The organism is Methylomicrobium album BG8, from assembly GCF_000214275.2.
Classification (GTDB): domain Bacteria; phylum Pseudomonadota; class Gammaproteobacteria; order Methylococcales; family Methylomonadaceae; genus Methylomicrobium; species Methylomicrobium agile.
The window spans coordinates 3,891,150-3,915,442 of sequence record NZ_CM001475.1; the positions used below are offsets into that span (position 1 = coordinate 3,891,150).

Sequence of the window (24,293 nt, forward strand, 5' to 3'; positions counted from 1 at the left end):
GCGTTCACCGTTACAATTATCGGGCTTGTTTCAGAATGATTCGAGGAATATAAACGTAAAAAGCCGTGCCCGTCGCTGCCGAAGCGTCGCAGCGTATCATTCCTTTCAATTCATCGACCAGACTTTTGCAGATTGTCAGGCCGAGACCGGAATGGTCTTTTCCTTTTGTGCTCGTCACCGGCGAGTATAAACATTGCAAAATATCTTCGGGCAAACCCGGACCTTTATCCTCGATCTTGATCTCGACAAACTCCCCGGACCCGAAATAAATGCTGTCTTTGGTGGATACCGTTATTTTACCGTCCGAAGAAGAGGCTTCTGTCGCGTTTTTCAATAAATTGATCAATATTTGTTTCAGTTTGTTTTTGTTGATCGATAACGGAGGAATGGCGTGATCCAATTTAACTTCAACCTTTATTTCACGGACTGAAAACATGCCGGCTTGAAAAAGACCTTCCAAATCCGTCACCAGCAAGTTGATATCGGTCATACCGGGATCGTCCTCCGGGGCGTTTTCGAGACTTTGGGGTAAATGCAGAAGCAATTTACCGACTCTGTCTATCTCGTCCTGGATGATCCTGATTTCATGCGCGTTTTCGCCGCTTAACCGTTCCGAGAGCAAATACAGATAATTTTGAATGATGCTGAGCGGGTTGCTGACTTCATGCACCAGCTTTCTGGCATGCAGTTGGTAATTTTTCCGGATTTCTTCGGCTTTTTGCCGGTCGACCCTTTCGTTCGCGACGACATTCAGCAGCGCGTACGCCGCCTCCCTCGAAAAGAGCGTAATGAAATCGGCTTTTGATGCGAGCGCCTGCGTAGCGGATTTGCCGATCCCTGCCGCAATGACACCGACATGCCGCTCTCCAGCAAACAGCGGAATCAGCATCAGGCCGTCGGCCCCCAGCAACCGGCATATCTGGCGATCGACGAGGGATTTAAGATTCCGGGAACACGCATCGAACGAATGCAGGATGCGTCTTTGCAGCAGGCATTTGGCCAGCAGGCTGTGATCCGGAGAAAGGTTGATCGTGACCGATGGCCATAGAAAATCCTCTTCCGGAAAGCCGGTTACGCCGATCAAATCGTTCGTTTCGGCACGGAACAGAAAAAAAGCGGCAACCCGAAAACCGAACAATGCGCACAAATCCTTGTGCACGATGCCGACAAGCTGGGTCAGTTCGGAGTTTGCCTCCAACTGCTGCCGGACAAAGGATGACAGCATCAGCGATTTGATCCGCTCGCCCAGACTTTTTCGGGCGGATTCCCTTTGATGTACGGAAGTCCGGCATTCTATCCCCTTGCCTTCGGGAGCGTCCACCTTTATCCCGATATCGTCTGCCGACTGCCGGACCAAGCCGCCGACCTCTTCGACCATGTCGTCGATCAGCGGTCGATGGATTCCGAAAAGCTTTTCGGCCAAATCCAGGACTTCGAGCCTATTGGCGGAGTCCATGCTGGCGATACGCCCGGCAAGATTGACGATTTTCACCAATTGGCCGCTATCGGCAATGGCTTCGAACGGCTGATATTGATGCCATACCGCATCGGATATAAAAGACTGAAGATTCCAGCTTTCAATCAAAGCCCCTCCCACTTCATTGTGGCTGGCGCCGAACAATTGTTTTTCCAGTTCGCCTTCCTGACCGTCCAAATGCTGCTTCAGAAAATTCGAATAGTCCTTCGAAAAGCATTCCAGGAGAATCAACTGGCCAATTCTGTGCAGCAGCCCCGTTAAATAAGATTCGTCCGGGAAAGGGTAAGAAGTCAATTGCGCCAATCTGTGCCCCACATGCGCGCAGGTTAAGGAACGATACCAGATAAGCTCAAGAAAGTCTTGATTTATATGTGAGATTTCGGAAAAATACTGCTGAACCGAGCACGTAATCGCAATCGTTTTTACCGTAGAGATGCCTAACACGACAACGACTCTATTCAAATCCGTAATTTCCCCCCAACGGCGGTAAAAGGAGGAATTGGCGGCGGCAAGCACCTTTGAACTCAGGCTGGCATCCTGGCCTATAATGCCCGCCAGTTCGCCAATATTTACCTTACTGTTTTGGGTAGCCTTGATCAGGTCAAGCAATACTTTAGGAACGACCGGCAAATTATTGAGGTCAACCTTGGATAAAATTGACAGTACGGCATTGTCCATATTTTTTACGCCACCCGAGTTAATCCAGTATCGATATTCGACCTACCCCATCTTGCCGTGAAGCCATAGGGGTATGCGCAAGGAAGGAATTCTCATTTCAATAATGCGGAACTCAAAATTTCGTAATCGAAGGCAACAGGGCCAGAAAAAAGGACATTTTTTTCTGGTCCCGAATCAAATTACAATTCCGTTTCGGAAATAAGCGCGCAAAAGTATCTCTCGATGATGACGCCCTTATTAATTCCCTGAAAATAATTTCCCCCCGGATTCGGGCATTGATACACGGCCAGTTTCAGGGGCTCCGCAGAAGCATTATTGCCTCCATTCTCCTCAGCGAATGGCTATGGCGAAGCGGGAGCGGGAGACGTGCCGGCACAGCATCAACGGCAGGGATTTCGCACTCCACGGACAGAATCGGACCAATATATGACCGGCACCGGCGCAATCTCCGTTTAAGTTTAGCCTAATTTTGCTGACAGTATAGTTTTTAACTCGCGGCTATCCGATGGCTTTTGCAGCCGCGCGGCCATGACGGCTTGAGAGAGGTGGCGATACGGATTCATGTTTCCCGATTTATCGTTTTTATTCGGTTTGAATTGGGCGGGAATCATTCGATTTAAATCAAAAAAACTCAAATGTACGAATTTCAAGGGATTATCTGCCGCCACGGCCGGCTGCATTGGCCGACATAAGGATAATAGCCTGCCGGCTCGTCACAATAATACCAGTAGCCCGGCATCTGCCCATCAGGATAAGGCCTGACAGTCTGCCAACCCTCCGGGCAAACGGTCGCTTGCGGATAATAACTCCCGGAACTGGAACAGTAGGACCAATACCGGGCACCGTCAGCCGGATTTCTTGCGGGCGGTTGGATATAGACGGGAGGCGGCGGCGGAACCTGATAGACCGGGGGAGAATAATAAGGCGGATAAAAATAAGGCCGGTAATACGGCGGATATCCATACGGAAAACCGAAATAGAGACTGAAGCCCGGCCGCCGCCCCCAGACACCCCGATAAACGCGTCCGTAGGCAAACATTTCACTGCTATTTACCGATAAAAGGATGAATACGCTTGTCGTAAAGAACCGGCTTAATTTCATCGGCCTTTCCTGATTCGCTCATACCGGCTTGGAGATCAGCGTCGGCTTCGTCCCCCGCCGCCTCTGAACGGACTCTGCGGTCTTGACAGAATCCCTCCGCCGCCCATGCCTCCGGCTCCTCCCCACCGACGGCCGCCGCCGTCCCAGCGTCCAGGCGTATTCCAACGGTTAGCGCCATCCCAGCGCCTGCCTCCGTCCCAATTCCAATATCGGCGGGTTCGCCAGTCATAGTAGTGGCGGTACGGCTGGTAAGGATAGGAATAATAGTAAGGCCGATAGCTGTAATAGGAATAAGGCCAATAACCGTAGCTGCCGTAATAGCTCACGCCGAAGGAAGGATAGTAAGAATCGTAGTAAGCACCGGCCGGCCCGTAATAATAGCAGCCTTGCAACAGGAGCATCCCTGACAGCCCGATCAATCTGAGATATCGTTTCATTTCAACTTTTCCTCAATCTAATCCGATGGACGACTCGTCGCCTGCCTGGGATGGGCCCGTGCGGCCGGATTTCATCGGGGCGGCGAGGCCGGCGCCTGGGTTCCGGGCGGTGGCGGCGGATAAAGCGCACCGCTCTCCGCCGGCCGGTCATCGGGGTATTCATCGATAAAGCTGCCGCTGACCGGCACCCGGTTGCCGTAAGCATACATGCACTGGATATAGCTCATGTCGTACCGTTGCTGAGCCTCATAGCCGGCCGCGCCAGCTGTTCCTGAACCCGCGATCGAACCGGCCAGCAAACCCGTTCCTGCGCCGATCGCCGCGCCTTCGCCCCCGCCCAGCGCCGCGCCTGCCGCGGCGCCGACCGCCGAACCGGCCACCACGGTTCCGACGCCGCTGCGCGTTGCGGTCTGCCCCGGCGTTACGCCGCCGGTTTGCGCATAAGCATATTGCCGGCATTGCATGTCGTCGGCGCGAAACTGTTCGAATGTCTTGTTTACGCCCGGCAGCACCAGCACGCTGGGTCCGGTCGGCAAAGTCGCGCAACCGGCTAACGCCAGCACTGATAGCACCGGCAAAGAGATCGATCTGATTCTATTCATTGAAATGTCTCCCCCATTAGGACTATCGGTTTCCATGTCGGGATAAACTGTGTAATTAGATAAATACAGCGGGACCGGGTTCCTCAACGGCCGTGCTCGAACTTCCCCGCGATTGACCCGAACCCAGCCGTTCTTTTATCATGGACGGTCCGCACTCGCCAACAAAAATTGGCCCTCGCCTCCCCCACACTCCCGACCGATGGCTTTTAAATTAGCATACTCTTTCCAAAACCGCGCGCTGGACGTATTCCGGATCCGGCTGGCCAGGCAGCAGTCTCTGCTGCAGGCAATCCGCAGCGGACTTCCGAGCCCCTTGGCCGATCATGTTCTGCATTGCGTGGTTAATGAGAAAAAGCTGCTGCTTTATACCGATTCGGCCGCTTGGGCTTCGCAACTGCGCTTTCTGAAGCAGGAAATTTTACAATCCGCCCGCAATGCGCACGAGGGGGCGATCGATAAGCTGCAAATTCGCATTTTAGCCGATCAAATCAGCGAACATCCGCAACCCCGCAGAAAAGCGAATCTGCCTTCCTCCGAAAAAATCGCAATGATCGGTGATCAGGCGAAAACCATGGGAGACAGCCAATTAAGGCAAGCGCTGCAGCGACTCGGCGCAACGCTTGCAAAACTGGCAGACGAATAAACAGGGAAAAATCAGGCTGCCGGACGAGGCGCTTCGGCGGAGCGCATGAAGGAAATCGGTGCTTCGCTTTCGTTTTCGAACGTGACCATTTCCCAGGCATCCCTGTCTTCCAGCAAAGTCCGGAGGAGCTGGTTGTTCAGGCCGTGGCCGGATTTATAGCCGGTGAACGTTCCGATCAGGCTGTGTCCGAGCAGATACAAGTCCCCGATGGCATCGAGGATCTTGTGCTTGACGAATTCGTCCGCATAGCGGAGACCGTCTTCATTCAAAATTTTCGCGTCGTCGACGACAATCGCATTGTCCAGGCTGCCGCCCAGCGCCAGATTGTTGCGCCGCAGCATGTCGATGTCTTTCATAAAACCGAAGGTTCTGGCGCGGCTGACTTCCTTGACGAAGGTGGTCGAGGAAAAGTCCATCGTCGCGGTCCGGAGATGTTCCGCGAAAGCCGGATGTTCGAAATCGATTGTAAAAGTCACCTTGAAGCCGTCGAACGGATCGAAAGCGGCCCATTTATCGCCATCTTCGACCCGGACGCTCTTTTTGATCCGGATATATTGCTTCGGCACGTCCTGTTCCTGAATGCCCGCCGACTGCAGCAGAAACACGAACGGCCCGGCGCTGCCGTCCATGATCGGCACTTCGGACGCGCTGACATCGATCAGCGCGTTATCGATGCCGAGCCCCGCGAAAGCCGACAACAGGTGTTCGATCGTCGATATTTTAACGGTGCCGGCCACCAGCGTAGTCGACAGCACGGTTTCTCCGACATTGCTCGGTGAAGCCTGAATCGTGACCGGCTGATCCAGATCCACCCGGCGAAAGCGGATGCCGGTGTTCGGCTCGGCCGGATGCAGGGTCAAATAGACCTTCGCTCCGGTATGAAGACCGACGCCGGTGGCTCTGATCGAATTTTTCAAAGTGCGCTGTTTAATCATAAATGATCTGTAGAATTTAAAGCAGGGAACGGTCCATTTTATCATGTTCGGTCCGCAAAATCAGAAACCGCAGAGCCCCGCCCTGGGCTAGCGCTAAGCATAACCCGATAAAACGCCGTAGCGCCGGGCCGTTCGACTCGCCCGGCCTACGCGATTGCAGCCGATCAGTCGGCCTGGCGCCGCAGGAATGCCGGAATATCCAGATGCTCCAGATTGGTTTCCTTGCTGAAACGAGACTCGCGGCCCTCCGGTTTGTTGCGCATCACGGTCGGTTTGTCGAATTCGTTGTAATTGGCTTCACCGACGGCCGCCCGCTGCATCAGTTTGACCGGCGCCTTGGCCGGCTGCCGCGATCCCATGCCGGTTGCGACGACCGTCACCTTCAGCTCGTCCCCAAGACTCGGATCGATCGCGGTGCCGATCTTGATAATCGCCTCTTCGGAAGCGAATTCATGCACAATTTGCCCGACTTCGTTAAATTCGGCAATGCCCATGTCGGCTGCGGTAATATTGACCAGAATCCCTTTCGCGCCCTGGAGATTGATATCTTCGAGCAACGGGCAGGCAATCGCTTTTTCGGCCGCTTCGCGGGCGCGCTGGTCACCGGTCGCGGAGCCGGTGCCCATGATGGCCGCCCCCATCCCCTTCATCACGGTGCGTACGTCAGCAAAGTCGACGTTGATCATGCCCGGATGGACGATCAGTTCGGTGATGCCTTGCACCGCATCGAGCAATACCTGGTTCGCCGCCTTGAACGCATCGATCAGAGAAACGTTATGGCCCAGTACCGGCAGCAATTTCTGATTCGGGATCGTGATCAGGGAATCGACATATTTTTCAAGCTCCGCGATCCCTTGCTCCGCAATCGCCTGTTTCTTTTTGCCTTCGAACAGGAAAGGCTTGGTGACCACCGCGACGGTCAGAATGCCCATCTCGCGCGCCAGGGAAGCAATGACCGGAATCGCGCCGGTGCCGGTGCCGCCGCCCATCCCGGCTGTCAAAAACACCATATCGGCCCCTTCCAGCACTTCCTTGATGCGGTCGCGGTTTTCTTCGGCGGCCAGGCGGCCGACTTCGGGATTTGTGCCGGCGCCCAGTCCTTTGGTCAGTTCAACGCCCAATTGGATGATCGTGCCCATATTCAACTTTCTGAGCGCCTGCGCATCGGTATTCGCGCAAATAAATTCGACACCCTCGATATGGCTGCTCACCATTTGGCTGACCGCATTGCCGCCGCCGCCCCCCACTCCGATGACTTTGATCACTGCCGACTCGGTGCATGTATCGATTAACTCGTACTTCATAAACCACCCCTACAATTCGTCTTCATTAAGTTAAAAATTACCTTGAAACCAATTCTTTATTTTCGCCCACCAGCTCGTTCCCTCATTTTCGATGTGCCTTCCGTAACTCTGGTGTTCCTTCCCGTAAATCAACAACCCAATGCCGGTCGAATAAATCGGATTTCTAACCACTTCCGGCAAGCCCATGACGTTTTGCGGAATGCCCATCCTCACCGGCATGTGAAAGATCTCCTCCGCCAGTTCGATCAAGCCAGTAACCTTCGAACTGCCGCCAGTCAACACGATGCCGGCCGCAATCAATTCTTCGTATCCGCTGCGCCGGAGTTCCGACTGCACCAGCATCAGCAATTCTTCGTAACGCGGCTCGATGATTTCCGCGAGGTTTTGCATCGAAATCTTGCGCGGCGCGCGGTCGCCGATGCTGGGCACGTCGATCGTGCCTTCCACATTGGCAAGCTGGGTCAAGGCGCAGGCGTATTTGCGCTTGATCTCTTCTGCGTTTACGGTGGGCGTCCTGAGCGCGACGGCGATGTCGTTCGTCACCTGGTCCCCGGCAATCGGTATCACCGCGGTATGCTTGATCGCGCCGTCGACGAATACCGCAATGTCGGTGGTTCCGCCGCCGATATCGATCAGGCAGACGCCCAGCTCCTTTTCGTCCTCGGTCAGCACCGCATTGCACGAAGCCAGCTGTTCGAGCACGATATCGTCGACCTCGAGCCCACAACGGCGAATACATTTGATGATGTTCTGCTGCGCGCTGACGCTGCTGGTGACCATGTGCACTTTCGCTTCCAGGCGGATCCCGGACATCCCGATCGCTTCCTTGATGCCTTCCTGCTGGTCGATCAGGAACTCCTGCGGCAAAATGTGCAGGATTTTCTGGTCGGCAGGAATCGCGACCGCGCGCGCCGAATCGATAACCCGGTCGATGTCGTACTGGGTGACCTCCTTGTCCCGGATCGCGACGATCCCATGCGAATTCAGGCTTTTGATATGGCTGCCGGCGATTCCCGCAAACACCGACTTAATCTGGCAGCCGGCCATCAGTTCCGCTTCTTCGATCGCGCGCTGAATCGAATTGACGGTCGACTCCAGGTTTACCACGACGCCTTTTTTCAACCCCCGCGAGGCGGTCTGGCCGACGCCGATCACCTCGATATTGCCTTCGCTGGTGATCTCTCCGACAATGGCAGCGACTTTGGTAGTGCCGATGTCCAGACCCACGATTAAATTACGCTCTGTTTTTTTTGCCATTTTTCCTGTTCTGTGTCGCTTTATTCGTAGTTTTACCACCCGTAGCTCTATCGCCGGCCGGCTTCGGATCAGCCAGTTTGCTCCAGTCGATCTCGGGCGCATCGGGTCGCCACGTCACCGCATAACCGTTCGGATAGCGCAGATCCGCGATCGCGATGGCATCCGCTTGTTCCGGCCCCAGAATCGGCAACGTTCTTAGAAAGCGCTGCAATTTCTTCAACTGATCTTCCCGCCCCAGCAGAATTTCCATCCCGCTCGCCAGCTTGATCCGCCATGCCCCCCGGTCATTGATCGCAAATTCGGTCAATATCAGCGCCTGGTCTTCCAGCGCGGTCGTAACGCCTTTCATGATTTCCAGCACTTTTTGTTCCTGGCGCTGCGGTCCCGATACTTTCGGCAGCATCAGAAACTGGTCGACATTGCGCGGCGAAAAAATCCCCCCTTGCCCGGTAATCAGACTGTTTTCGCCCCAGCGCGCAAAAGCGGTTTTCTCGCCGATCCGGATGTCGATCGCATCAGGCCAGACCCGATTGACTTCCACGTTGTCCACCCAGGGCAGTTTCGCGACCGCATCATGCACCGCCTGCATGTCGGCCGCCAAAACCCCCCCTTGCACCAACGGCAACAGGGTATTTTTGATTTCGTCCTTGGTCAGGTACTGGAAAACGCCGCCGGTTCTAACGTATTTGACCGGCGTCATCTGCGAGCCGTAGGCCTTGATGCCGTAACCCAATCGCCAAAACAGGACGCCGATCACTCCCAGCGCGGCGAGGATTTTCCAGCTTGCACTCATTCGTTACCGTAACTGGTCGCCAAAATTCGCCACACCAGTTCGTCAAAATCCATGCCGGCCTGTCGCGCGGCCATCGGCACCAGGCTGTGATCGGTCATGCCCGGCACCGTATTGATCTCGATCAGTTGCGCCTGCCCGGCATGGTCGATAAACACATCGGCCCGCGCCCATCCTTTTACGCCCAGCACTTGGCCGGCGCTGACCGCGAGCGCCTGCAACGCGTTTTCCTCGGCTTCGTTGAGGCCGCAAGGACAATGGTATTGGGTCGTGTTCGCGTGGTATTTGGCATCGTAATCGTAGAACGTGTGCGGCGTTTCCAGGCGAATCACCGGCAGCGCTTCGCCGTTCAGAATACCGACCGTGTATTCCTGTCCTGTTACCCAAGCTTCCGCATAGACATCGCATTGATACGAAGCGGCCAGCCGGTAAGCCGCAATCAACTCTTCACGGTTGCGCGCCTTGCTCATGCCGATGCTGGAGCCCTCCTGCGCCGGCTTTACGATCACCGGGAAACCCAGTTGCTCGATACAGCAATCGATATCGCTTTCGTCCTTCAGCAAGGTCCAGGGCGGCGTGGGTAAACCGTAGCCGCGCCAGCACAGTTTCGTGCGCAGCTTGTCCATGCTCAGTGCCGACGCCAGCACACCGCTGCCCGTATAAGGGATCCGCATCGCTTCGAGAATGCCCTGCAGCACGCCGTCCTCGCCGCCGCGTCCGTGGATGATATTGAAGACCCGGTCGACCGCGACGCCCTGCAAAGCCTCGATCGGACTCCCGGTCACATCGATCGCCACCGCGTCGACGCCCCGGCGTTTCAATGCTTCATAAACCGCCGCGCCGCTTCTCAGTGAAACCGGCCGTTCCGCGGCGGTTCCGCCCATCAACACGGCGACCCGCCCAAATTGTTCTGGATTGTTATGCACTCAATGCCTCACTCGTTTCGCCGACCGTGCAGACCTCGGTCTGCAGGTCGATACCATAATTGTTCTTGACGGTTTGCCGGACATGGGCGATCAGCGCCTCGATATCGGCCGCCTTCGCATGGCCCCGGTTCACGATAAAATTCGCATGTTTTTCGGAAACACAGGCGCCGCCGATCGCATAGCCTTTCAAACCGGACCGCTCGATCAGTCTCGCCGCATGGTCGCCCGGCGGATTCTTGAACACCGACCCGCAGCTCGGCTGGCTGGTCGGCTGCGTCTTGCCGCGCCGGTCCAGCAGTTCCCTGATCTTTTGCTGGCTGGCTTCGGTATCGCCCTCGGGTAATCGCAAAAGTGCCGAGATAAACCATTCCTTCCCGGCATCGAATCCCTTCACCGACCGGTAACCGATCCGGAATTCCTCTTTTCCCCGCACGGAAATCTCCCCGTCCGCGGACAGCATCTCGACGCTTTGCACGATCTCCCAGGTTTCGCCGCCGAAGGCCCCCGCATTCATTCTCAACGCGCCGCCCATCGTTCCCGGAATGCCGGCCAGAAACTCGGCGCCGCACAGCCCCCGCTCCCCGCAAAAGCGCGCCACGTGCGCGCACGGCACACCGGCTTCGACATACACCCTTCCGTCGGCCAGGCGCTCCATTCCCTTCAAGCGGCCCTTGGTATTGATCACGGTGCCCCGGATACCGCCGTCCCGGACCAGCAGGTTACTGCCGAGGCCGATCCAGAACACCGGCTCTTCGGGCGGCAAATGCCGGATGAAGTCGATCAGGTCCTGCCGGTCGAAAGGGACGTACATCCGTTCGGCGGGACCGCCCACGCGCCAGCTCGTATGTTTCGCAAGCGGCTCGTTTTCGAGCAGACGGCCTTTCATGCTCTCGATGTCCGGATTCAGCATGCGGCCAAGGCATCCTGCAACATAGCCGGCAGCTGCGTCGCGATCTGGCCGACATTGCCTGCGCCCATCGTCATGATCACATCGTCCGGCTTCACGACACTCGAAAGCACCTCCGGTAATTCTTCCCAGTTCTCGACAAATATCGGATCGACCTTGCCCCGGTTCCGTATCGCCCGGCTCAGCGCCCGGCCGTCCGCGCCGCGAATGGGGGCTTCGCCGGCCGCATACACGTCCAGCAGGACCAGCACGTCGACCGTCGACAGCACATGCACGAAATCTTCGAACAGATCCCGCGTCCGGGTATAGCGGTGCGGCTGGAAGACCAGCACCGAACGGCGTTCCGGCCAAGCCTGACGCAGCGCTTCGAGCGTCGCGGCGATTTCGCGCGGATGGTGTCCGTAATCGTCGACCAGGGTCAGCCTGCCCTCCGGCAATTCGATATCGCCCATCATCTGGAAGCGCCGGCCGACGCCCTTGAACGCGCGCAAGCTGGAGACGATCGCCTGATCGTCCACGCCCAGGCGGGTTGCGATGCCGATGGCGGCCAGCGAATTGAGCATGTTATGCCAGCCGGGCAGATTCAAAGTGACTTCGAGCGGCGGAAAATCCCCGCGCCGAAGTACGGTAAAGGCCGTATGCATACCCTGCTGCATGATGTTCACCGCGCGCACGTCCGCTTCTTCATGCACGCCGTAAGTCGTGACCGGCTTCGAAATCGACGGCAGAATTTCGCACACGCCTTCGTCATCCATGCACAACACCGCCATCCCGTAAAACGGCAGGTGGTGCAGGAATTCGATGAAAGTATCCTTCAGCCGCTGATAGCTGCCCTGATAGGTTGCCATATGGTCCTGATCGATATTGGTCACGATCGCCATCATCGGCTGCAAGTACAGGAAAGAGGCATCGCTTTCGTCGGCCTCGGCAACTAGGTAATTGCCCAGCCCCAGCTTCGCGTTCGTACCGGCGCTGTTCAAGCGGCCGCCGATCACGAAAGTCGGATCGAGTCCGCCCTCGGCCAGCATGCTCGCGACCAGACTGGTCGTGGTCGTCTTGCCGTGCGTGCCGGCCACCGCGATCCCGAAGCGGAAGCGCATCAGCTCGGCCAGCATCTCCGCGCGCGGAATCACCGGAATCCGCTCCAGATACGCCTGATCGACTTCCTCATTCGTCCGGTCGACCGCGCTCGAAACGACCACGACATCGGCTTCGGCAACATTCTCGCGGCGGTGCCCGAGGGCCACCTCCACTCCCAGGGCGACAAGCCGCTGGGTGACCGAACTTTCCTTGATGTCCGAGCCGGAAACCTCGTAGCCCAGATTCCGCAGGACTTCCGCGATACCACTCATCCCGGTGCCGCCGATCCCGACGAAATGAATCCGCTTGATATTGCAGAGTACCGTCGCCGGTCCATTGATATTCGGTAGGTTCATCGGTCTGCCTCGGCCATACAGTAATCGGCGACGACTTCGGTCGCATCGAGCCTGGCGCACCGTTTCGCCGCCGCCGCCATCGCCGGTAGGCGATCGCGTACATCTGCCACAGCTTCCGCCAAGGATTCCGGCGTCAGATCTTGCTGCAATAAAATGACACCCGCACCGGCATCGGTCAGATAGTGCGCATTCGCGACCTGGTGGTCGTCGATCGCCCAGGGCAGCGGCACTAAGATTGCGGGACACCCGGTTGCGGCCAGTTCGCTGACCGTCATTGCGCCGGCCCGGCAAATCGCCAGATCCGCCCATTCATATGCCTCGGCCATGTCCCGAATAAATGCCTTTGCCTCCGCGTTGACGCCGAACTCCCGGTAGCGTGCCGCCACCTGCTCCTGCATCGCCGAACCGGTTTGGTGAATCACATGAATGCCGCTCAAGCGCGCCATCGCCTCCGGCACGATCTCGTTCAGCCGTTGCGCCCCCTGGCTGCCGCCGACGATCAAGATTTTCAAATTCTGTTCAGCGCGGGCCTGTGGCGCTGCAGAGGCCAGCAAAAATTTTTTCCGCAGCGGATTGCCGGTATATACCGCCTGCCGTTTTTTGTCGAAACTGTCCGGGAACGCCTCCAGCACCCGGCTCGCCAGTCGCGCCAGCCAGCGGTTGGTGGTGCCGGGCACCCGGTTCTGCTCGTGAACGATCAGCGGTATTCCCAGCATTCTGGCCATCAGCCCGCCGGGACCGGCCACAAAACCGCCCATCCCCAGCACGACATCCGGTTTTCGCTTTCTGAGCAAGGAGGCCGCCTGCAGGCAGGCCTTCAACAGTTTGAACACCGCAGTCACTTTCGACAGCATGCCCTTGCCCCGAACGCCGGCGACCGACAGCCAGTCGATCGCGATGCCGTGTTCGGGCACCACCCGCGCTTCCAGGCCGTTCCGCGTTCCGAGCCAGCTGACTTCCCAGCCTTTTTCCAATAACGATTCCGCAACCGCGAGGGCCGGGAACACATGACCGCCGGTGCCGCCGGCCATGATGACTATGCGTTTTGCCATTTCGATTTTCCTTTTGGCGTGCTGGCGTGAAGTTCCGCGATCTCGGTATGGACTCGAAACAATAACGCGACCGCCGCACACATCACGATCATACTGCCGCCGCCGTAACTCATCAGCGGTAACGTTAAACCTTTCGTCGGCAGGATGCCCATGTTCACCCCCATGTTCACGAAGGCTTGGAAGCCGAACCATAATCCCAACCCATAGGCGATAAACGCCGCAAACAACTGCCCCTCTTTTTCGGCCGCGGCCGCAATTTCGAATGTACGCCAAAAGAACAGCGCGAACAGTGCGATCACAGTCACCACGCCGACCAGACCGAGTTCTTCCGCGATCACCGAAAACAGGAAATCGGTATGCGCCTCGGGCAGATAAAACAGTTTCTGGATGCCGCTGCCCAGGCCGACGCCGAGCCACTCGCCGCGCCCGAACGAAATCAGCGCCTGCACCAGCTGGAAACCGGTGCCGAGCGGATCGGCCCACGGGTCGAGAAAACCGGTGATCCGCTTCATTCGGTAAGGTTCGAAATAGACCAGCAACGCGAACGCCACCACGCCGACGAGACCCAACGGAAACAGAATCGACAGGCGAGCGCCGGCCAGAAACAACATGCCGATCACGATCAGCAGAATGACCACCGCCGAACCGAGATCGGGCTCCATCAGAAGCAATAACGCAACGACGGCGAACAAGCCAAGCGGAGCGACCAGCCCCATCGCCGACGATCGAAGTTTTGCCTGGCGGCGGTTCACGTAGCCGGCCATGTAGATGACCGAGAAAAACTTGACCGCTTCGGAGACCTGGATTCTAAGTCCGGCAATCGTCAACCAGCGGGTACTGCCCTTGACTTTCACGCCCAGCCCCGGAATCAGCACGATCGTCAACAGGATCATCCCGACACCCAAAAGGGCCGGGCCGATTTTTTCCCAACTGGCGACCGGCACTTTCATAATCACCCAGCCCACCCCGAATCCCAGCAGAATGTGCACCAACTGGCGGAGCGGGTAATGCAGCGAAGTTTCGCCCTGTTTGACGCCCAGGTGCAAAGAAGACGACGCCACCATCACAAAGCCGATCAGCAGCAGGCTGGCCGATGCGATCAACAGCACCGAATCGAAATGCCAGCGCTTGACCCGGGCAGATCGGCTCTCCATGTTCATGCCTTCAGCTCCAGGACGGCTTTGGCGAATACCTCTCCGCGTTCCTGGTAATTTTTGTATTGATCGAGACTCGCGCAGGCCGGCGACAACAGCACGGTATCGCCCCGCTGGGCCTGGCCGGCGGCAAGCCGCACCGCTTCGCGCATGTTCTCTGCGCGCAGGACCGGCACACAGCCGCCCAGCGCCTGTTCGATCAGATCCGCATCCTTGCCCATCAGCACGATGCTTTTGACTTTTTCCTGCACGGCCGGAAGCAACTCGCGCATGTCGGCGCCTTTCGCATCGCCGCCTGCCAGCAGGATCACCTTGCGTTCATAGCCCTGCAGCGCCGCGACACAGGCACCGATATTGGTCGCCTTCGAATCGTTGATCCAGGTCACTTCGTCGATTTTCGCGACTTTCTGCATCCGGTGCGGCAGCCCTCTGAAACGTCTGAGCGCATCGCACATCGCTTCGGGGTTCAGCCCGACGGCAGTCCCCAACGCGAGTGCGGCCAGGGCATTGGCGGCATTATGGCGACCTTCCAGCGGCAATTCGGACAGCGCCATCAGTTTCTTGCCGCCGTAGACCAGGCATTCGACGCCTTTGATTTTTGCGAGGGCGAAATCGGCGGCTTCCTTGATCGAATACGCATAAGTCCGCCGACCTTTGCGCCGCATCGCATTGACCCGCGGATCATCGGCGTTGATCACCATGACCCCGTTACCGTCGAATATACGCTGTTTCACCGCGGCATACTCTTCCACATCACGGTGCCGGTCCAGGTGATCGGCCGAAATATTCAGCACGGTCGCAACGGCCGCATTCAGAACGGTCGTTCTTTCCAGCTGGAAGCTGGACAGTTCCAGCACGAACAAATCCGCCGGCGTGTCGAGCAGCTCCAGCGCCGCCGTGCCCAAATTGCCGCCGACGCCGACCAGTTTGCCCGAAGTCTTGGCCATCTCGCCGAGCATCGTGGTGACCGTGCTCTTGCCGTTCGAACCGGTGATCGCGACAATCGGCGCGTGGGTCGAACAGGCAAACAGATCGATATCGCTCACGAGCACCGACCCGTTCGCGATCGCCTGGGCGATTGCCGGTTCGGTCAGCGCCACGCCGGGGCTGACCACCAGATGCGTCGCAACCTGGAAAGCTTCTTCGCTGAATTTGCCGGTAAAGACCGGCACATCCGGCAGCTGCCCGGTAAATTCTTTCAATGACGGCGGATTGTCCCGGCTATCGACCGCGGCAAAATTGAAACCCAGCTTCGACAAATATTTCGCGACCGACAAGCCGGTCACGCCCAGACCGACAACCAGCACCTTGGCGCGCCGGGGATCCAGCGCGAAACGGGAAATCAGCTTTTTTATCATGGCAGCGTTTTCCATGTTTCACCTCACTATTACATGCTTCAACGCAGCTTCAGGGTCGCAAGACCGATCAGCACCAGAACCACCGTAATGATCCAGAAACGCACGATCACGCGCGGTTCGGGCCAGCCTTTCAATTCGAAGTGATGATGAATCGGCGCCATTCTGAACACTCGCTTGCCGGTCATCTTGAACGAGGCCACCTGAATGATCACCGACAGGGTTTCCATCACGAAAACGCCGCCCATGATCACCAGAACGACTTCCTGGCGCACCAGTACCGCCAGAAGGCCGAGCGCCGCGCCGAGCGCGAGCGCGCCGACATCGCCCATGAACACCATCGCAGGGTAAGTATTGAACCAGAGAAAGCCGAGCCCGGCCCCGATCAGCGCCGAACAGAACACGATCAGTTCGCCGGAATGAGGCAAAAACGGAATCGCCAGATAATTGGCAAATTCGTTATGCCCGGAGAGGTAGGCGAAAATGCCCAGTCCCCCGGCCACCATCACGGTCGGCATGATCGCCAGGCCGTCCAGCCCGTCGGTCAGATTCACCGCATTGCTGCTGCCGACGATCACGAAATAGGTCAGCACGACATACAACCAGCCCATGTTAAACACGACATCCTTGAAAAACGGCACGAAAAACTGGGTTTCGGCAGGTAAAGCCGCGGTTTTGTATAAAAACACGGCGGCAACGAGACCGATCACCGATTGCCAGAAATATTTGGCTTTGGCGGACAGGCCGTCGCTGTTCCGCCTAATCACTTTCCGGTAATCATCGATAAATCCGATAATCCCGTAACCGAGCGTGACCAATAGGATCGTCCAGACATAATGGTTTTTGAGATCGGCCCACAACAGCGTGCTAACCGCGACCGCCACCAGAATCATCGTGCCGCCCATCGTCGGCGTGCCTTTTTTTTCGTAATGCGACTGGGGACCCAGTTCGCGAATGCTTTGGCCGATATTTTTATTGGTCAGCTTCCGGATCATCGCCGGCCCGAACAGCAAAGAAATGGCCAGAGAGGTCAAAACTCCCAAAATCGCCCGGAAAGTCAGGTAATGAAAGACCCGAAAGGCACTATCAAACGACATTAAAAAATCTGCAAAATACAGTAGCATTCTTAGTTTTTTACGCTCTAAAATTTTCGACCAGCGCCGCCGCGACATTTTCCATCCGGCGCGTTCTCGATCCCTTGATCAGGACCGTTTCGTCTCCCGTCAATTCGCTCTCCAGCGCCGCAATCAACGACTCCTGAGTCTCATAAAAAGAGGCTCCTTTGCCGAAGGCTTCGACCGCTGCTCTGGCATCGGAGCCCGTGGCCAACAGGCGCACCACGCCGCTCGACTTGATCAACGCGCCCATGTCCCGGTGCATGTTCAGGCTTTCGGGCCCCAGCTCGGCAAACGCGCCCAGCACCAGCCAGGGCTTTTTCCCGATACCGGCCAGCACATCCAGCCCGGCCTTCAGCGAGCCGGCGTTCGCATTATAGGTATCGTCGATCACAATATTGCCTTTGCGGCCGACCCAAGGCTGAAGCCTGCCGGTAACCAGCTTGACCGACTGCAGGCCCTGCGCGATCTGCTCCAGATTCAGCCCGAGCGCCAGTCCGGCTGCCGCGGCAGCCAGCGCATTCAGCACATTGTGCTTGCCGGCCAATTGCAAGCGGCAGCGGATTTGGCCGGCCGGCGAGGATAATGTAAAACCGGTCGCGAATCGATCGCCGATAATTTCGGTTTCAATGTCCGAAGCGGTCACCTCACTGCCGTCGCTCAAACCGAAAGACAGGATTCGGCGGGAGCTTGCCACGGATTGCCAATAACCGAAAAACGCATCGTCCCGGTTGATGATCGCCACCCCGTCCGGCTTCAGCGCCGCGAGCAGTTCGCCTTTCGCCCGGGCCACGCCTTCGACGCTGCCGAAGCCTTCGATATGCGCAGGTCCCGCATTCGTGATGATCGCCACGTCAGGTCTGGCATAGGCCGCGGTATAGGCGATCTCGCCCGGATGGTTGGCCCCCATCTCGACCACTGCGTAACGATGCCGTTCGGCAAGACGCAGAAGCGTCAACGGTACGCCGATGTCATTGTTCAAATTGCCCTTCGTATGGAGCACCTCGCCGCCGGTACCGAGCACCGCCGCGATCATTTCTTTTACGGTGGTCTTGCCGTTGCTGCCGGTTACGCCGACGACCTTGGCGTTGGCCCGACTGCGCCAGACGCCTCCCAGCTCGGCCAGGGCCAAACGGGTATCCGCGACCTCGATCGTCGGAATATCCGCCTTGACGCCTTGGCGCACGATAGCGGCTACCGCTCCGCTCTGCGCCGCCCGAGCGACGAATTCGTTGCCATCGAAGCGTTCGCCCGCGATCGCGATATACAGATCGCCCGGCTGCAGAGTGCGGGTATCAATGCTGGCCGAGCCGAAGGCCCGATCGTCACCCGTCAATTCGCCATTCAGCCGCTGTGCGCATTCACTCAACCGCATGTTCACCGTTTACTCTCATTTCCAATACTCTTTGCACCGTTTCGGCATCACTGAACGGATAGCGCCTGCCGGCTATTTCCTGATAATCTTCATGCCCTTTGCCGGCAATGATCACCCAATCGTTTGCGTCCGCTTCGCAAATGGCGTTTTCAATCGCCTGTTTTCTGTCTCTGACCACCCGTACCCGTTCCTTTCGGCAGCCGGCCAGAATGTCGTTCACGATGTCACGGCCGTCTTCGTCGCGCGGATTGTCGTCGGTCACGATCACATGATCGGCCCAGCGCGAAGCGATAGCGCCCATCTCGGCACGCTTGCCCTTGTCCCGGTTGCCGCCGCAGCCGAACACGACCCACAAATTATCCCGGCAATGCTCCCGGGCGCTGGACAACACCTTGTCGAGCGCGTCGGAGGTATGCGCGTAATCGACGAACACCCGCGGCTGACGATGGCCGCCGAACCGCTCCATGCGTCCCTGAACCGGAACCAGCCTTTGCAGGTTCCTGGCTACCTGCCCGACCGGCTCGCCGGCCGCCAGCATTGCCGCCATGACGCTCAGACAATTGTCGATATTGAAATCCCCGATCAGCGAGGTACGCACGGCCACCCGCTGCGTCCGCCAGCACACATCGAACGCGATGCCGTCCGGCTCATGACGCACATTGACAGCCTGCAGGCTTTCACCTTTTGCGGTCGACTTTCCCCGGCGGCTATGTCCCCACACCTCGACGCCGGCCGGCACTGCCGCCAGCATTTGTCCGCTGTAGCCATCATCGAGATTCACCACCGCAAACGCCAGGCCCGACTGTTTGAGCAGGGACAACTTCGCCTCGGCATAAGCTTCCATCGTGCCGTGATAATCCAGATGGTCGCGGCTGATATTGGTGAATACCGCGCCCAGGAAGCGCACGCCATTGACCCGTCCCTGTTCGAGTCCGTGCGAGGAAACTTCCATCGCCACGGATTTTTTGCCTCGTTTAAGCAGTTCCGCCAGCATTCGCTGCACCGCAAGCGCATCGGGCGTGGTGTTCAGCGTAGCGTTCAGATTTCCCCATTCGCCCCAGCCCAAGGTCCCTATCACGCCGCAGTCGGGCAACAATTGGCTCAAAAACTGGGAGCAGGAAGTCTTGCCGTTGGTGCCGGTAATGCCGATCACCTTCATTTTTCGGGACGGGTCGCCATAAAAGCGCGCGGCCAACTCACCCAGCTTCCGGCCCAAATTTTCGACCGCCATCAGCGGCGCCCCCTTCAGCTCTGCCGCCAGCTCGGAACCTCCGCCCGCCGGATCGTACAGAACGACCGCCGCGCCGCGTTCGAGCGCCTGTGGCGCATATTTCAGCCCGTGCCGATTCGCGCCCGATAAAGCGATAAACGCTTCGCCCGGCGCAAGCTTCCGGCTATCCAAAGATAGTCCGGCGATATCACTGTCCGGCACAGCTCCGATCGGACCGGCGAATAACTCAGTCAGTCTCATGGCCGTCTGCCGGGGCGTCTTTTCGGGATAATACGATCGGCATCGTGTCTTCCATGTCGGGCGCGACATCGAGCACGCGCAACGCGCCGCTCATAACGCGGGAAAACACCGGCGCCGAAACCAGTCCGCCGTAATATTTGCCTGCCGAAGGTTCGTCGATCATGACCGTGATGATCAGTTTCGGGTCGCTGGCAGGAGCAATTCCCGCGAACACCGCGAAATATTTACCGCCGGCGTAACCGTGGCGGCCGTCGGATTTTTTGACCGTCCCGGTCTTGCCCGCGACTGTGTAGCCGTCGACCCTCGCCTCGTAAGCCGTGCCGTCTTTCATAATCACGCTTTCCATCATCTTGCGCACGCTTTTGATGGTTTTGGCCGAAAACACGCGTACCGAACTCGGGTCTTCATCCCGTTTCACCAGGCTCACCGTATGCAGAACGCCGTCGTCGGCCAGCGCGGTATAGGCTCTCGCCAGCTGCACGACCGAAGCGCTGAGGCCATAGCCGAACGACAGCGTCGCCCTGTCGAAATCCTTCATCTTCGAATAATGCAGGAGCCGTCCGGACGCCTCGCCCGGAAAACCGGCCTTCGCCGAAGATCCGAAACCGAGCTGGCTGTAAATACCCCACAAATATTTCGGCGGCATTTTCAACGCCATCTGCGAAACCGCGACATTGCTGGATTTCTTGATCACATGGGTCAGATCCATCGTACCGTAGTTATGCACGTCCCTGACCGTATGCCTGCCCACCTGTAAGGTTCCGTGGGTCACGAACAACTCGTTCGGCCGCACATAGCCGCCGTCCAGGGCGGCAGCCACCACGAACGGTTTTACGGTCGAACCGGGCTCGAAAATCTCGGTCATCGCCCGGTTCCGGTAAAGGCTTTCCTTCAAGTCTTCACGCGCATTCGGATTGAAAGGCGGCAGACTGACCGCCGCCAAAATCTCGCCGTTTTTTGCATCGAGCACCACAAGCGAGGCCGACTTGGCGTTATTTTCAGCCACCGCGCGCTGCAACTCTTTATATGCGATGTATTGAATGCGCTGGTCGATGCTCAGCTCAAGATCGCGGCCCGGCGCCGGATCGCTGATGTTTTCGACATCCTCGATGATATGCTGCTTGCCGTCGCGAATCACCCGCTTGCGTCCCGGCACGCCTTTCAGGATGTCTTCGTAGCCTTTTTCGATGCCTTCCTGGCCCGCATCGTTCAGATCGGTAAAACCGACGACATGGGCGGAAACCGCGCCGGTCGGGTAAAACCGTTTGAACTCGCGCTCGAAATTGACGCCAACAATCTTTAAATTTTTCACCCGTTCGGCCAACGGCGGCTCGATCCGGCGAATCACATAAGCAAATTGCCGCTTGGGATTGTCGTTCAACAAGCCGGCGACTCTGCCGGCCGGCAAATCGAGCAGGCGTTCCATCTCGCGGATCGCCTCGCGGGTTTTGTGGCGGTAGTCTTCAAGCAGAATCGCGATTTCTTCCGGACTTTTTTTGCGTTTCTTCAGATCGTCCTCGAAATCCTGCTCGGCCTGATGATGGTCCTTCGCATTGACCCAGACCGACTGCATCGGCGTGCTGACCGCCAAAGGTTCGCCGTTTCTGTCCCGGATCATCCCGCGGTAGGCCGGCACGACGACATCGGTCACATAGGTTTTACTGCCTTGCTGCTGGAGAAAATGCCTGTCGAATACTTGCAGATCGATCGCACGCACGACCAACGCGGCCATGCACAGCATCACCGCCAGCACGAGCAAATTCCGCCTTCGTCCGCAATCGACCGGTGCTTCCCCCGATTTGGCCCTGCCGCGAAAATCTCTCATGGTTTCAGATAAATAATCTTGTCACGCTCGGGCATGATCAATTTCAGTTGTTCGCGCGCGCTCAGTTCGATCTTGCTCTGGTCGGCCTGCGTCGTCAATTCCAGTTGCAACTGTCCCCACTCGACGTCGTATTGGTCCAGAATTTTTTCCTGCTTCTGGATTTCGATAAAAACCTGACGCGAATGGTATTTGCTGTAGATCGCGGCCAATGCGGACGCGAGCAGCAGCGCGAACAACGCGCCCATTGCCAAATTTTTGAATGCCGCCACGTGCTAAATTCTCTCTGCCGTTCGTAAAACCGCGCTGCGCGCGCGCGGATTCCGCTCAATCTCTTGCTTGCCGGCCTTGATCGAAGAACCGATTTTTTTCAATAGACCTTTTTCGATCTCGCTCTCCCTGATCGGCAATTTGCCGGGATCGTGCTTGCTTCCCGACTCGCTGCGAATAAACCGCTTTACAATCCGGTCTTCCAGCGAATGAAACGAAATTACGGCCAGACGGCCACCCGGTTTCAAAACCTCTACAGCCTGTTGCAGAGCCTTTTGTAATTCGTCCAGTTCGTGATTGATTTCGATCCGTATCGCCTGGAACGTGCGTGTTGCAGGGTGCTTGTGCTTCTCCGTAGCCGGTGCCGCCTCGGCGATCAATTCGGCCAGATGCCGGGTCGTTCCGATCGGCCCGACAGTCCGGCGGGTCACGATGGCTTTCGCAATACGGCGCGCATAACGCTCTTCGCCGTATTCAAATAACACTCGGACCAATTCTTTTTCGGAAACCGACGCCAGCCAATCCGCTGCCGAAAGCCCCGCTGCACTGTTCATCCGCATGTCCAGCGGACCATTCTTCATAAAGCTGAAGCCTCGCTCCGGATCGTCCAGTTGGGGGGAAGAAACGCCAAGATCGAGCAAGATGCCGTCGATCCGTCCGTTCAAGCCTTCGCGCCCGACGATCTCGGCCAGCTCCGAAAAACAACCGTGAAACAACTGGAAACGATTATCCCGCAGCAGATGCTGCGCGGCTTCGGACTTTATCGCGTCCGGGTCCCGGTCGATCGCCAGCAAACGTCCATTCGTATCCAGGCGCTGCAATATCGCCCGGCTGTGCCCGCCGCGCCCGAACGTACAATCCAGATATATCCCCTGACGCTTGATTGCCAATTGCTCAAGCGCCTCTTCCAGCATGACCGGTAAGTGCGACACCGCTATTCTCTATTAAAACGACAACGTACCGAGCTCTTCCAGTCCGTCGTTATCTTCGCCGGCCAGCCATTCCGCTTCTTTCGCCGTCCAGGCGTCTTCGTTCCAGATCTCGAATTTGTTCAATTGTCCGACGAGAACGATTTTTTTTTCCATATTGGCGAAACGTCTGAGTTTTTCCGGCAACAACAACCGGCCCTGTGCATCCATTTCACATTCCGAAGCGTTACCGATCAGAAAGCGGCGCAATTTGCCGGCCATTTTGTTCAGGGTCGGTAATTTACTGATGGTTTGTTCGAGTTTTTCCCATTCGGGCAGCGGATAAAGCCAAAGGCAACCGGCTTCGCCGACGCATAACTCGTTGACCGCAACGGTGACGACTAACTGACGCTCGCAACAATCCTGCAGTTCATCCCGGTAGCGAGTCGGAATCGCCAGGCGGCCTTTGTCGTCAAGATTGAGCGAACTGATGCCCCGAAACAAAAACTCCCTCCGAAACTAGAAAAAACCAAAATTTTCCACTTTTTCCCACTAAGGCTCCACTATAAGATTCTAGCGAACCAGAGTCAAGAGCCTTCATAACAAATTTCTTTCTTTTTTGACAATGACTTACGCTTGCCGAATTCGTCGGGTAAAAGCCCCAAGCACCTCTTTACAAAAAATTTATTGTATCAGGCATTTATCTGGCAATAATGAGAAACTACTTTAAAAAATACACAAAGCTCGCGCCTTGCCAGGAGAAGAATCCGAGGAGGAAAAAAGAAACGCCGAGGTAAAAACGATAAAGCGGAAAGATAAATTTTTGACGTTTGGATCGACGGATCACAAACGGTAAATAAAAGAAGATTGAAAGAGCCGGCCTGTAAGCCGGGTTCTGTCTTGAACAGCCATTCATCTAGGTTGCAAGTTACCCTGCAACTCAAGCAATCTACCCAGAAACCGCGCGGGCCGCGCGTTTGTTTCTCTATTTGATCTTGCTCCGGGCGGGGTTTTCCCTGCCGCCTCTGTTACCAGAGACGCGGTGCGCTCTTACCGCACCTTTTCACCCTTACCCAGCCTCTAAATTCCTTGAAAACTCCACTTGCGGAATTAACAAAAATTTAGGGGCTGGGCGGTATATTTTCTGTGGCACTTTCCGTAGACTCGCGCCTCCCAGGCGTTACCTGGCGCCCTGCCCTGTGGAGCCCGGACTTTCCTCCATTTTATCGTTACGATAAAACAGCGACTGTTCGGCCGACTCTTTCAATCCGCATAGT

21 protein-coding genes and 1 other RNA gene are annotated in these 24,293 nt (G+C 57.0%); 1 reads left to right on the forward strand and 21 read right to left on the reverse strand.

Features of this window, described 5'->3' with window-relative positions; all coding sequences use genetic code 11:
- Positions 1–16: 16 nt before the first annotated feature.
- The 3 genes from METAL_RS16930 to METAL_RS16945 form a co-directional block, all read right to left on the reverse strand.
- On the reverse strand, positions 17–2,155 hold the full coding sequence (locus METAL_RS16930) for an HDOD domain-containing protein (RefSeq protein WP_005374279.1): 2,139 nt from the start codon (positions 2,153–2,155) through the stop codon (positions 17–19).
- 1,137 nt (positions 2,156–3,292) lie between these two features.
- Positions 3,293–3,694, reverse strand: a complete 402-nt coding sequence (locus METAL_RS21200; RefSeq protein WP_005374281.1) for a hypothetical protein — start codon at positions 3,692–3,694, stop codon at positions 3,293–3,295.
- Positions 3,695–3,765: 71 nt separating this feature from the next.
- Positions 3,766–4,296, reverse strand: a complete 531-nt coding sequence (locus METAL_RS16945) for a glycine zipper family protein (RefSeq protein WP_005374283.1) — start codon at positions 4,294–4,296, stop codon at positions 3,766–3,768.
- Positions 4,297–4,495: 199 nt separating this feature from the next.
- On the opposite strand from METAL_RS16945, the gene METAL_RS16950 reads away from it, so the two are divergent.
- Complete coding sequence (locus METAL_RS16950; RefSeq protein WP_005374285.1) at positions 4,496–4,939, forward strand: DciA family protein; 444 nt, start codon at positions 4,496–4,498, stop codon at positions 4,937–4,939.
- 11 nt (positions 4,940–4,950) lie between these two features.
- Here METAL_RS16950 and lpxC read toward each other — a convergent pair whose 3' ends face one another.
- From lpxC to rnpB, 18 genes are all read right to left on the reverse strand, one after another.
- Entirely contained in the window at positions 4,951–5,874 is a 924-nt protein-coding gene (gene lpxC, locus METAL_RS16955; protein WP_005374287.1) for a UDP-3-O-acyl-N-acetylglucosamine deacetylase, read from the reverse strand.
- A 164-nt stretch (positions 5,875–6,038) separates the two neighbouring features.
- Entirely contained in the window at positions 6,039–7,178 is a 1,140-nt protein-coding gene (gene ftsZ, locus METAL_RS16960; protein ID WP_005374289.1) for a cell division protein FtsZ, read from the reverse strand.
- A 30-nt stretch (positions 7,179–7,208) separates the two neighbouring features.
- On the reverse strand, positions 7,209–8,435 hold the full coding sequence (gene ftsA, locus METAL_RS16965) for a cell division protein FtsA (RefSeq protein WP_005374290.1): 1,227 nt from the start codon (positions 8,433–8,435) through the stop codon (positions 7,209–7,211).
- Positions 8,413–9,228: a cell division protein FtsQ/DivIB gene (locus tag METAL_RS16970; RefSeq protein ID WP_005374298.1), complete on the reverse strand. Its 816-nt coding sequence runs from the start codon at positions 9,226–9,228 to the stop codon at positions 8,413–8,415. Before METAL_RS16970 ends, ftsA begins: the two co-directional genes overlap by 23 nt.
- Entirely contained in the window at positions 9,225–10,109 is an 885-nt protein-coding gene (locus METAL_RS16975; RefSeq protein ID WP_051040505.1) for a D-alanine--D-alanine ligase, read from the reverse strand. Before METAL_RS16975 ends, METAL_RS16970 begins: the two co-directional genes overlap by 4 nt.
- A gap of 34 nt (positions 10,110–10,143) precedes the next feature.
- Positions 10,144–11,061, reverse strand: a complete 918-nt coding sequence (gene murB, locus METAL_RS16980) for a UDP-N-acetylmuramate dehydrogenase (protein ID WP_005374301.1) — start codon at positions 11,059–11,061, stop codon at positions 10,144–10,146.
- Positions 11,055–12,494, reverse strand: coding sequence for a UDP-N-acetylmuramate--L-alanine ligase (murC, locus tag METAL_RS16985; RefSeq protein WP_005374303.1), 1,440 nt, complete (start codon positions 12,492–12,494; stop codon positions 11,055–11,057). The genes murB and murC overlap by 7 nt, the downstream gene beginning before the upstream one ends.
- Positions 12,491–13,546, reverse strand: a complete 1,056-nt coding sequence (gene murG, locus METAL_RS16990; protein WP_005374304.1) for an undecaprenyldiphospho-muramoylpentapeptide beta-N-acetylglucosaminyltransferase — start codon at positions 13,544–13,546, stop codon at positions 12,491–12,493. The genes murC and murG overlap by 4 nt, the downstream gene beginning before the upstream one ends.
- Positions 13,531–14,706 carry a putative lipid II flippase FtsW gene (ftsW, locus tag METAL_RS16995; RefSeq protein WP_005374305.1) on the reverse strand — a complete coding sequence of 392 codons (1,176 nt, stop codon included), beginning with the start codon at positions 14,704–14,706 and terminating at the stop codon, positions 13,531–13,533. The genes murG and ftsW overlap by 16 nt, the downstream gene beginning before the upstream one ends.
- Positions 14,703–16,073 (reverse strand): UDP-N-acetylmuramoyl-L-alanine--D-glutamate ligase, encoded by a 1,371-nt coding sequence (gene murD / locus METAL_RS17000; protein WP_005374307.1) that lies wholly within the window; start codon positions 16,071–16,073, stop codon positions 14,703–14,705. Before murD ends, ftsW begins: the two co-directional genes overlap by 4 nt.
- A 23-nt stretch (positions 16,074–16,096) precedes the next feature.
- On the reverse strand, positions 16,097–17,179 hold the full coding sequence (gene mraY / locus METAL_RS17005) for a phospho-N-acetylmuramoyl-pentapeptide-transferase (protein WP_040578378.1): 1,083 nt from the start codon (positions 17,177–17,179) through the stop codon (positions 16,097–16,099).
- 10 nt (positions 17,180–17,189) lie between these two features.
- Positions 17,190–18,545 (reverse strand): UDP-N-acetylmuramoyl-tripeptide--D-alanyl-D-alanine ligase, encoded by a 1,356-nt coding sequence (locus METAL_RS17010; RefSeq protein WP_005374311.1) that lies wholly within the window; start codon positions 18,543–18,545, stop codon positions 17,190–17,192.
- Positions 18,532–20,016, reverse strand: a complete 1,485-nt coding sequence (locus tag METAL_RS17015; RefSeq protein WP_005374313.1) for a UDP-N-acetylmuramoyl-L-alanyl-D-glutamate--2,6-diaminopimelate ligase — start codon at positions 20,014–20,016, stop codon at positions 18,532–18,534. Before METAL_RS17015 ends, METAL_RS17010 begins: the two co-directional genes overlap by 14 nt.
- Positions 20,003–21,841: a peptidoglycan D,D-transpeptidase FtsI family protein gene (locus METAL_RS17020; protein ID WP_005374315.1), complete on the reverse strand. Its 1,839-nt coding sequence runs from the start codon at positions 21,839–21,841 to the stop codon at positions 20,003–20,005. The genes METAL_RS17015 and METAL_RS17020 overlap by 14 nt, the downstream gene beginning before the upstream one ends.
- Positions 21,838–22,086: a cell division protein FtsL gene (gene ftsL, locus METAL_RS17025; protein ID WP_005374317.1), complete on the reverse strand. Its 249-nt coding sequence runs from the start codon at positions 22,084–22,086 to the stop codon at positions 21,838–21,840. Before ftsL ends, METAL_RS17020 begins: the two co-directional genes overlap by 4 nt.
- 27 nt (positions 22,087–22,113) lie before the next feature.
- Entirely contained in the window at positions 22,114–23,022 is a 909-nt protein-coding gene (gene rsmH, locus METAL_RS17030; RefSeq protein WP_005374319.1) for a 16S rRNA (cytosine(1402)-N(4))-methyltransferase RsmH, read from the reverse strand.
- Between the two features lie 30 nt (positions 23,023–23,052).
- Positions 23,053–23,520, reverse strand: coding sequence for a division/cell wall cluster transcriptional repressor MraZ (gene mraZ / locus METAL_RS17035; protein ID WP_005374321.1), 468 nt, complete (start codon positions 23,518–23,520; stop codon positions 23,053–23,055).
- A gap of 364 nt (positions 23,521–23,884) precedes the next feature.
- Positions 23,885–24,278, reverse strand: an RNA gene (gene rnpB, locus METAL_RS20205) — RNase P RNA component class A.
- Positions 24,279–24,293: the final 15 nt, after the last annotated feature.